The sequence below is a fragment of the Flavobacterium lotistagni genome, from assembly GCF_011392125.1.
GTDB classification, from domain to species: domain Bacteria; phylum Bacteroidota; class Bacteroidia; order Flavobacteriales; family Flavobacteriaceae; genus Flavobacterium; species Flavobacterium lotistagni.
This window is the reverse complement of sequence record NZ_JAAJBU010000019.1, coordinates 1-10,631: the sequence shown is the minus strand read 5'-3', so window position 1 is coordinate 10,631 and position 10,631 is coordinate 1. Positions and strand designations below refer to the sequence as shown.

Genomic DNA, 10,631 nt, shown 5'->3' with positions numbered 1-10,631 from the left:
AACACTTGCTACGCGAGCAACGCTGTTTTATCTTAATTTCACGCTTGGTTTTCACGTTGAACTTTCTATCTTAGTGGAGAAAACTCGGTTCGCTTTTTCCGCGTAGTCGCGTAGCAAGAAACCGTTAACGGTCAGTTTGGAAAACCAGAACATTGAAACTTAAATTGTAGAGTTGGAACTGCATAGTTTGATACAAACGAAACTTGAAAATTGGAGTTTGAAAATTGAAGTTACAAAGCTAAACGGAAACGAAATTTGAAAATTGGAATTGCAAAGCGAAACGCAAACGAAACTGGGAAATTGGAACGTGAAAATTGAAGTTGCAAAGCTAAACGCAAATGAAATTGGAAAATTGGAATAGAATGGGAAACGCAAGCGGAACTTGAAAGTTGGACTGGCAAAACTAAACGCAAACTAAACCTGAAAATTGTAACTTGAAAATTAGAATAAATAAGAAAACCGCCCGTTAACACTTGCTACGCGAGCAACGCTGTTTTATCTTAATTTCACGCTTGGTTTTCACGTTGAACTTTCTATCTTAGTGGAGAAAACTCGGTTCGCTTTTTCCGCGTAGTCGCGTAGCAAGAAACCGTTACCTGCAAGGCTATGACGACAACCAACATAGAGACAATGAACTTTAAAGAAGAATTATTTAACAGACTTTGGAAAGAAAAAGACAAAGCAACTTTTGAGCAATGGATTTATAGTTCAAATAGTCTTGACTTTGAAAATTGCGTTGGTGAAAAATCATATCTTGAAATTATTAGTGAAAACTTTTCAGGGTTGACAATTAAACAATTAAAACAACTTGTTTTTGACAATTTAAGTTTGACACTAAAAGAAGAATTCAAAAAGCACATCAAGACAAATCAAAAAGTTCTAAAAGCGACCTGTGTAAAAACAACGGGAATTGACTATGACGGAAAAAACGAACGAAATTGGGAACTAAAAGTTGGTAAAGAATATTACATTTTAGGAATTTCTGTTGACTTGAAAAAATCACCACAGAGAATTATGTTTCAAATATTCGACCCGTCATATAGCGAGACAACGCCATATTTTATACCAGCAGAACTCTTTGAAATTAATGACAAAATAGTTCCACCGAACTATTCAATTACGGTTGCGAACAATTCTCTACAACTTGACCCAATTGAATTTGTAGACAAGACATATGCTGCAGTAGAGTATTCATTTTGGGAGGACTATTTTGACGACCACGAAAAAGCAGTGAAGATATTTAAGGAGACAATTGAGCGGTTGGATATTGAATTAGACGCAGAAGAATATGGAGAATAAATTGACAAACGGAAAAAGCCCAGCAGGTAACAGGCGTTTGGCAAAAAAGCGGGTTCTGTGCTTAAATGAAGCTTTGTGCTTCTTATCAAGTTCTGTGCTGGCAGACAGTTTAGTGCTTCGAAATCCGCTTCTTCGCCAAGCGCCAAAACGTTATCGGTAACTCTATGACAACACAACATACTTGAAACAGACGAACAATGAAATTTAACATTATCATATTCATAAGTATTCTGACACTTTTGACATCGTGTAATGGGCAGACCAATACTCAGAAAATCAGTTCAGAGAAACCAACCGAACCTTTAGTAACGGGCGACACTGTGAGAGAATTGAGTAATAACATTATGGTTATTTATCAAGACAAGAAAAATAACTATTGGTTTGGTAGTTGGCAGAACGGACTTTTTAAATATGACGGAGAATCAATTGTTCATTTCTCCACAGAACACGGTTTGCCATCGAACAGAGTTGAAGAAATTAAAGGCGATGAATTAGGTAACATCTATATAAATACAAGTAAAGGAATAATAAAGTACAGTGAAAACCAATTTACAACTTTAAAGGAAACAAATGGAGATTTAGATTCATGGGGGTTAACTCCAAATGACTTGTGGTTTAAAAACTTCACAAATGGACAATATTTTTACAGATATGATGGAACTGTTTTACACAAACTTAAAATGCCTAAAAACACAATTGGTGAAGAATGGATTAAAAACAATCCTAGCTCACCTTTAAGCCCTTATTCTATTTATTGTACTTACAAGGATAGTAAAGGAAATATTTGGTTTGGAACTTCACTTGCCGGAGTGTTCAGATACAATGGAAAATCTTTTGATTGGATTACCGAGTCAGATGTAAATGAAATGCATAATGGACCAGCGAATGGTGTTCGCGCAATCATTGAAGATAAAGACGGATATTTTTGGTTCAACACTGAATATAAATATAACATCTACAATAAATCTTCTTCAACAAAAAACGACAAGGATAATACAACATTTTATGACCGAATAAAAAGCATTGGTTGTTTAGACGGTAAAAAGGATGGAGATTTGAATGAGTATCAGTCTATCATTAAGGATGATAAAGAAAACCTTTGGATTGCTATTTATTTAAGTGGTGTATGGAAAGTTGAAGGTGAAAGAATAAAACACTACCCAATCCAAGTTGACAGTAAAAACGTTCCCATCTTTTATCTTTTTAAAGACAATAGAGGAGAAATTTGGCTTGGAACAGAGCAGAATGGTGTTTTCAACTTTAACGGACAAGCATTTGAAAAATTCACACTATGACAAATGAAAGTAGAGCTACCGATAACCCTACCTACGCGAGCACCGCTGGTTTTTCCTAATTTCACGTCTGGTTTTCACGAAGAAATTCTATCTTAGCGGAGAATACTCGGTTCGCTAATTCCGCGCCGTCGCGTAGCTAGCAACCGTTAGCGGTCAGGCTAAAACGACACAACGAAAACAAGAAACGGTTAATCGTTTGGGGCAAAATAACAGAAAAAACAGAATAAATTAAATTATGATTATTAGAGAAGCTAAAATAGACGACATAAAACAAATTCAAATTGTAAGAAACTCTGTGACGGAAAATACTCTGTCAAATCCTAACTTGGTAACAGACAAAGATTGTGAAGAATTTATTACCAAAAGAGGAAAAGGATGGGTTTGCGAAATAGACGGACAAATCGTGGGCTTTGCAATTGCTGACCTAAAAGAAAATAATATTTGGGCTTTATTTTTAGATCCAAAATTTGAGAAAAAAGGTATTGGACAACAGTTACACAATACAATGTTAGACTGGTATTTCTCACAGACAAAGGAAAAAGTTTGGTTAGGTACAGAATTCAATACAAGAGCAGAACAGTTTTACAGAAAAGCAGGCTGGAAAGAAGTTGGAACACACGAAACAAACGAAATTAAATTTGAAATGACATATAACGACTGGACAACAAGCCCGAACCGCTAACAGCACCTACCCGCAATGGCTTGATTTTCTTGGCTTCACGCTTGGTTTTCACGAACAAAATTTTATCTTAGCGGAGCGTACGCTGCTCGCTTTTCCGCCACTACGGGTAGCTGCAAAACGTTACAAGTCAGTTTGGAAAACGCATAATGATATACTTGTTTAATCAAAAAATTAAACCGAGTGCTAGTCGGCTTTTTCATTACATTTGATAGTAAAAGTCAGAAAATTATGAGAGAAGATGATTTTATCAATATGATTGTAAATAGTTTCAATTCAGAATTTAGAACTGTTGATGTTCACGCTTATGCGCGAAAAAATGGATTTATCCCGATTGATATATTTACTGCTTTAAACGAGGCAAAGCATTTTGGTTTAATAGAATTGCAAGACGATGATTTTAATACAATTAGATTAACTCCTTTTGGTGAGCGTGTTAAAAATCTAGGTGGTTGGTTTGAATATAAGTTTTTAGACGAAAAAGAACAAAAGAACATTAGAAAACCTAAGAAGCCGAAGAAAGACAAAAAGCCGAAAGAAGTTAAGATAGTCGAAGATGAAACTGCCAAACTAAAAGAAAATAAATCATCTTTGGTTGAAAGATTGTCTTGGATTGTTGGAATTATTGTAGGTTTACTTGCCTTATATGAATTTGTTATTAAACAATTTTTCAAATAAGCAGGTTACACAGATATATAATCGCCGAAATTAAACTAGAAAATCAGAACTGGAAAACTGAAATAAATAAGAAAACCGCCTTGTAACACTGGCTAAATTCCATGGCTAATTTTCCGGTGAATTGTTCGTTTTATTTTCCTATTTTCGTTTTGTGCTAGTGGAGAAAACTCGGCCGTCAAGCCGCCACGAAATCTAGCCAGAAACCGTTAGGCGCAATTTTACTAAATGCGGAAATATAGTATTCAACTTAATTAAAAATGAGAAATGGGAAGACCTAAACGCTGGATTTTAGATTTTACTAATGGAATCCAATATGTAACATTAAGTTCTTGGAAGTATTTTCATGATTACCTTCAAGAATCTCTAATTGATTCAAGCAATTATATCTTTAGAGGTCAAAAAGAAGAAGAATGGAAAATAGAACCAACATTAATTAGACATTGCAGAGAGTTTAAAGGTATTAAATTTAATACTATTCTCAATTCACATTTATCAAATTTTAAGTACTCAGTCAGAGGAAGGGCAAATAATTTAAAAGACATAATCGACGATGAAGATGAACTTTGGGCGTTAGGACAGCATTACGGATTAAAAACTCCATTATTAGATTTCACAGATTCGCCATATGTTGCTGCTTATTTTGCATTTTATGAATCTGATAGCGATTCTAAATATAGGATTATATATGGTTTGTCTCAAGCTGCAGTTAAAAATCATTTAAAGGATGATATAACTTTTTTTAAACCTTTATCGGGTCATAATCAGAGATTAATTAGTCAAGGTGGTTCATTTATCAAATTTAAAACCGAAAATGACATTCAAACATTAATATTAAATAAGTTTAAATCTGACGAATCGAAAATAAAATTATATGTAATAAGAATCCCAAATAATGATAGAAATCTTTGCCTAAAATTTTTGAATAATATGAATATTAATCATAATTCACTTTTTCCAGATCTTCTTGGAGCATCAATATATAGTAATACTAAACTAGAAATTAAGAATTATTAAAAACTGCGCCTAACCGCGGTCTTGTATAATGGCTGGTTTTTCCTAGCCAGAAACTTGGTTTTCACGTAGAACTTTTTACCTTAGTGGAGAAAACTCGGTTCGCTTTTCCGCCACTATACAAGGCCGCAAACCGTTAGGCGTAATGATGCTAGAAATATGTAGCAATCAACTCTGCCAAATCCATTGCTATATAATTGTTTGGAATTCTTGGATTCATTCTTTGGAGCCTGCTCCTAGCTTGTTGAACTAAATTAGATTGAAATATGAAAATATAATTATTATTAATTACAGAAGGACTACATAATAAAACTGAACCAACTACTTTTCCTAACAATTCATTACGGTCTAAATTTGATAAATTTCTGTAATTAAATCTTAATTCTACTAGCAGCATTTCAGCAGTTGTAGTATTAGAGATAACAAATGTAGTATCCATAGTTTTATTTTGTGGTCGAATTTCAGCCTTCGCTTTATTCAACTCAACACAATCTAAATCAATAACATTAACATTAGTAAAGTAATTTGGCAAAGCAACGAGATTATCATCTTCTTCAAGAATTACTTGATTAAAATCTTTCACGCAACAAGGATAGGTAGTGGATAAAGTATGACTTATAGTAGCAGCTTTATTATATTTCATATTTTAAATTCCGTATTTGTTTATTCTATCAATTGCAATATTAAAAGACTCAAAAATCGGATCAATATTCTTATTTAAAAATTCATAATCATAAACAAATCCTTCATTCTGCTTTTTAGCAAGATAAAAATTAACATCATTTAAAATCTCTTCTTTTTCAGAAATGTATCTAATTGCGCTAACCATATCTGGGTTATGACTGGCTAAGAAAAATTTAACTCCGAAATATTTATTTAAAAAAACAATTACTCTAGCATATTCAATTATCCATTGGGGATGTAAATTGGATTCTGGTTCATCAATTATTAATAGCGTTTTATTATTCAAATGTCCATTCTTCATTAAAAGTTGAATAATTGAAAACGACTTTATTCCTGTAGCTACATCTAAAAGATTAAAAACCGCACCGTCCTTTCTTTTAAATTTAAACTCATCAGCCATGAATATTCCATCATCATACTCAACATCACCTTTCATAATCTGATCACTAATTATATCAGTTATATCATTTTTATAATTACTTTGACCTTCTAATAACAAATCATTTAAATCATCCCAATGAGAATTATGAGAATCCCCTACTGAAATCATCATAGGTGTGTCAATATATATAGCATTTTGAATAGAAAAAGGTATTGATAAATTTGATTTCTCTAGAGATACAATTATATCTTCATACTCTCTGACCTCAAATTTTCTAGGCAATTTACTATCTGAGAAAACATTTGCTAGTTCTTCAATAAAAATAGAAGTCGGTCTAGAATTAATCTTTCCTTTAGCTTCTTTAAATCTATCAGATATTATTTCTTTGATTTTTCCAAATGCATCCCTAGAATCAGTAAATTCAAACTCTCTTCCTAGTAATTCCTTGATTATCCTATTTAATCTATTCAATCTTGAATTTGATAATTTTCCCTCATCAAATAAATTATTTTCTGCTTGATTATAATTAATGTATAAATATTCAACTTTATCCACTAATGAAATCCATTTATCAATCTCTTCTTCAAGAAAATCACTAAAAAATAAACCTCTTCTTAAATCTTCAATTTCTCTATTATATTCATTTCTTACCTTTCTATCACTTTGAGAATAGACTACTTCTTGCTGAAAAATCTCCAAAAACCTTAATATATCTCTTAAATCTTTGTTTAGTTTTTGTTTGACTAGAACATCATAATTTGAAATAGTTTTGAATAAGTAATATAATAATTTAGAGATAGTGCTTTTACCGCATCCATTCTCGCCTGCCACTAGAGTAATACCATCAATAATTATATCAGCACTATTTACCGCGCGAAACCTTTCAGTTTTTACTCTTAAATTTGAACTCATAATTTGCCTTAAATAAAGTTGCCATAAATGTAGAACAAAAAAAACAAAAAATCACTACGCCTAACCCTACCTACGCGAGCACCGCTGGTTTTTCCTAATTTCACGTCTGGTTTTCACGAAGAAATTCTATCTTAGCGGAGAATACTCGGTTCGCTAATTCCGCGCCGACGCGTAGCTAGCAACCGTTACCAGCCATTTTAGAAGTGACGGCGCAAATTCAATAACCTAATGCAACAAATGATTAAAATTTAAAATAATACTAAAACCAAAATAAATAAAAATGGAAAATAAAAAAGGACTAAACTTTTTCTTCTTAATTATAGCAATTATTACTGGTAGTAAACTAGTTCACCATTTTGACTTCCAAAATTTTAGTTTCCAAAAGCCGGCAATTGATACTATTTATCTAGTTGCATTTTTAGCTTCAATATTTTTTTTAATCCGGGAATTTAGAAATCGAAATAAAGATTGATAAATCTGTAAAACGATTACATGTGTTAAGTAGAGAGTTGTAAAAAAAAAACTTTATTTTAATTTGTTATACCAAATCTATTCTACAACATAAAAAGTGTTTTAGATAATAAACAAGTCTATATTAATTACAAAGCTGAAAAACTCAAAGCAAAATTTTGACAACATAAAACAAACAATAATAGAGAAAGCGATGCAACGCCTAAGAAAAAAACGGCTGGTAACCGCGGTCTTGTATAATGGCTGGTTTTTCCTAGCCGGAAACTTGGTTTTTACGTAGAACTTTTTACCTTAGTGGAGAAAACTCGGTTCGCAAATCCGCCACTATACAAGGCCGCAAACCGTTAACGGTCAGTTTGGAAAACCAGAACATTGAAACTTAAATTGTAGAGTTGGAACTGCATAGTTTGATACAAACGAAACTTGAAAATTGGAGTTTGAAAATTGAAGTTACAAAGCTAAACGGAAACGAAATTTGAAAATTGGAATTGCAAAGCGAAACGCAAACGAAACTGGGAAATTGGAACGTGAAAATTGAAGTTGCAAAGCTAAACGCAAATGAAATTGGAAAATTGGAATAGAATGGGAAACGCAAGCGGAACTTGAAAGTTGGACTGGCAAAACTAAACGCAAACTAAACCTGAAAATTGTAACTTGAAAATTGGAATAAATAAGAAAACCGCCCGTTAACACTTGCTACGCGAGCAACGCTGTTTTATCTTAATTTCACGCTTGGTTTTCACGTTGAACTTTCTATCTTAGTGGAGAAAACTCGGTTCGCTTTTTCCGCGTAGTCGCGTAGCAAGAAACCGTTATGAGCAAACCAAAAAAAACGAAACTCAATGAAAAAACTTATCATAATTTCAATAGTCTCAATTTGCCTTTCTTGTAAGAAAACTGAAACTTTTAATAATCTCGAATCTGACAAAACTGAGTTTGATTGGCTCGTTGGAAAATGGATTAGAAAAAATGATAAAGATTCAAAACAAACTTTTGAAAATTGGACTAAAAAAAGTAATACTGAATATTTAGGCTTAAGTTATACATTGCTAAAAAATGATACTGTTTGGAAAGAAAATGTTGTTCTAAACAAAGTAAACAATAAATGGCAGTTTGCGGTTACAGGAAATGAAGATAAGCAACCTACAATATTCAAACTATCAAAATTAAATGATAGTATATTTGAATTTGAAAACAAGGAAAATGAATTTCCTAAAGTTATTCAATACAAAAATGAAGGGAATAAATTTAGCGCGATAGTTTCTGGAAATGATATGACAATTCCTTTTGAGTTTGAAAAACTAAAGTAATATAAATGGTCTGCTCATAACCGCGGTCTTGCGAAATGTCTCGAATTTCTTAGCCTCAAGCTTGGTTTTCACGTAGAACTTTTTACCTTAGTGGAGAAAACTCGGTTCGCGAATCCGCCACTATCGCAAGGCCGCAAACCGTTAGCATTCATTATAAAATCGTAGACCATGAAGAAAAAAATACCTTTACAAGTGTTGGAAACTATCGAACCTTTTGTAAATAAAAATGGAAAAAGTTTTGAAGCGATAAACCCTAATGACTTTCTTTTAAAATTCATTGACAAAGATGATAAGTCTGATTTCTATTTTAATGTTGAGCAATATAAAATGGATCAAGGTTTTTTGTTATTAGTAGATTTAAAACCTAAAAGCAGGCAAACAACTGAAAATAGACGCACTTGGATTAAAGCCGAAGCTCTTGAGGCAGTTTTTGGTAGTTGGATAGAATTACTAGAAGGATATGCAAAAGTAAAAACGGTATTTGATGATCCAATATTAGAAGCATTTGCAGAGGAATATTATACAGAATTTGAAATAATTGATGAAGAAGCAGACGTGAAACCTTTTTCAGTGAAACAGATTCTAATGCTAGATAGTCATTTAGAGAATATTCAAAAGAAAATTGAAAAATATAAAACTGAAGAAAATGCAGTTGAGATAGAGCAAATAAAAATTGACACTATTGAACTAAGAAATAACTTATCTAAGAAGTCAAAAAAATGGGTAATTAAACAGTTATCTAAAGTTTGGGCTCAAATAGCTAAACAAGGACCAACATTAATAAAGGAATTTTTGAGTGAAACTAAAAAACTTGTAGTTAAAGAAGGAATTAAATTTATACTTGAAAAAGGCGTTGAAATAATAAACTAAATAGAATAACGAATGCTAACAGCCGCCACGCGATCATTGCTGGTTTTTTCTTAGCCTCTACTCTATTTTTCACGAAGAAATTCTATCTTTAGCGGAGAAAACTCGGTTCGCTTTTCCGCAACGTCGCGTGGCGGCGAACCGTTATAGCCAATGCAAAAAAAATACTTGCGAGATATACTATTTATATATACTTTTGAAATATAAATTTTGAAACTATGAAAACAGTATCTTTAAAATTAGATGACACAGTTTTTGGCGAAACTGAAAAAATTCTTTCCGATATAAGTATTCCTCGTAATCGTTATATAAATGAGGCAATCAAATTTTACAATAAAATTCAAAAAAAGAAATTGCTTGAAAAACAACTTAGAGTTGAATCAGAAATGGTAAAAAAGGAATCGATTAATGTGCTCAAAGAATTCGAAAGTATAGATTATGCAGATTAATCAATTTGAAATTTGGGTTGCCGATTTGAATCCGCAAATTGGAACTGAACCAGGAAAAACAAGACCAGTTTTAGTTATACAAACAAATCTTTTAAATAAAATTCCGCATCCATCGACAATCATATGTCCGATTACAACAAACGTTCAAAAAAGCGCGAATATCCTTCGTATTCATTTGAAAAAAGGAACGGCAAATTTGAATGAGAATTGTGATATTATGATTGATCAAATTAGAGCAATTGATAATAAAAGGTTATTAAAGAAAATTGGAAATCTTCCGGTAGAACTAGCCGATAAAACGAGAGAAAATATTGCAATCATTTTAGATTTGGAATAATGCACTGGCTATAACAGCCGTCACGCGATCATTGCTGGTTTTTCCTAACTTCGCGCTTGGTTTTCACGTTTAACTTTCTATCTTAGTGGAGAAAACTCGGTTCGCTTTTTCGCAACGTCGCGTGGCGGCAAACCGTTAACTGCAACCCGTAAAAACCGAGAATACAATGAAGCATATCAAACTTGTTGAAACTATATTTTATGTAAACGATCAGCAAAAAAGCGCTGAATTTTACCAAAGTATATTTCGAAAAAATC

General features: G+C 32.5%; 12 protein-coding genes. 10 read left to right on the top strand and 2 right to left on the bottom strand.

Annotated elements, in window-relative coordinates:
* The first annotated feature begins 630 nt into the window (after nt 1-630).
* From G4D82_RS14130 to G4D82_RS14110, 5 genes are all read left to right on the top strand, one after another.
* Nucleotides 631-1,299, top strand: coding sequence for a hypothetical protein (locus G4D82_RS14130; protein ID WP_166337949.1), 669 nt, complete (start codon nt 631-633; stop codon nt 1,297-1,299).
* A 197-nt stretch (nt 1,300-1,496) separates the two neighbouring features.
* Complete coding sequence (locus tag G4D82_RS14125) at nt 1,497-2,594, top strand: ligand-binding sensor domain-containing protein (RefSeq protein WP_166337948.1); 1,098 nt, start codon at nt 1,497-1,499, stop codon at nt 2,592-2,594.
* A 235-nt stretch (nt 2,595-2,829) separates the two neighbouring features.
* The gene (locus tag G4D82_RS14120) at nt 2,830-3,276 is read left to right on the top strand and encodes a GNAT family N-acetyltransferase (RefSeq protein ID WP_166337947.1); all 447 of its coding nucleotides are present in this window, start codon (nt 2,830-2,832) and stop codon (nt 3,274-3,276) included.
* Between the two features lie 228 nt (nt 3,277-3,504).
* Complete coding sequence (locus G4D82_RS14115) at nt 3,505-3,951, top strand: hypothetical protein (RefSeq protein ID WP_166337946.1); 447 nt, start codon at nt 3,505-3,507, stop codon at nt 3,949-3,951.
* Nucleotides 3,952-4,215: 264 nt separating this feature from the next.
* Nucleotides 4,216-4,965, top strand: coding sequence for an FRG domain-containing protein (locus G4D82_RS14110; protein WP_166337945.1), 750 nt, complete (start codon nt 4,216-4,218; stop codon nt 4,963-4,965).
* Between the two features lie 148 nt (nt 4,966-5,113).
* Here the strand turns inward: G4D82_RS14110 and G4D82_RS14105 are convergent, their stop codons facing one another.
* Together G4D82_RS14105 and G4D82_RS14100 are read right to left on the bottom strand one after the other, a co-directional pair.
* On the bottom strand, nt 5,114-5,605 hold the full coding sequence (locus tag G4D82_RS14105; RefSeq protein WP_166337944.1) for a hypothetical protein: 492 nt from the start codon (nt 5,603-5,605) through the stop codon (nt 5,114-5,116).
* A gap of 3 nt (nt 5,606-5,608) precedes the next feature.
* A complete protein-coding gene (locus G4D82_RS14100; RefSeq protein WP_166337943.1) occupies nt 5,609-6,940 on the bottom strand; it encodes an AAA family ATPase in 1,332 nt (443 codons plus the stop codon).
* Between the two features lie 280 nt (nt 6,941-7,220).
* Here G4D82_RS14100 and G4D82_RS14095 point away from each other — a divergent pair, with 280 nt between their 5' ends.
* From G4D82_RS14095 to G4D82_RS14075, 5 genes are all read left to right on the top strand, one after another.
* Nucleotides 7,221-7,412, top strand: a complete 192-nt coding sequence (locus G4D82_RS14095) for a hypothetical protein (protein ID WP_166337571.1) — start codon at nt 7,221-7,223, stop codon at nt 7,410-7,412.
* Nucleotides 7,413-8,253: 841 nt separating this feature from the next.
* Entirely contained in the window at nt 8,254-8,721 is a 468-nt protein-coding gene (locus G4D82_RS14090; RefSeq protein ID WP_166337942.1) for a DUF6265 family protein, read from the top strand.
* A gap of 168 nt (nt 8,722-8,889) precedes the next feature.
* Nucleotides 8,890-9,591: a hypothetical protein gene (locus tag G4D82_RS14085; RefSeq protein WP_166337941.1), complete on the top strand. Its 702-nt coding sequence runs from the start codon at nt 8,890-8,892 to the stop codon at nt 9,589-9,591.
* Nucleotides 9,592-9,806: 215 nt separating this feature from the next.
* The gene (locus G4D82_RS14080) at nt 9,807-10,037 is read left to right on the top strand and encodes a hypothetical protein (RefSeq protein ID WP_166337940.1); all 231 of its coding nucleotides are present in this window, start codon (nt 9,807-9,809) and stop codon (nt 10,035-10,037) included.
* Complete coding sequence (locus G4D82_RS14075; RefSeq protein ID WP_166337939.1) at nt 10,027-10,374, top strand: type II toxin-antitoxin system PemK/MazF family toxin; 348 nt, start codon at nt 10,027-10,029, stop codon at nt 10,372-10,374. The genes G4D82_RS14080 and G4D82_RS14075 overlap by 11 nt, the downstream gene beginning before the upstream one ends.
* Nucleotides 10,375-10,631: the final 257 nt, after the last annotated feature.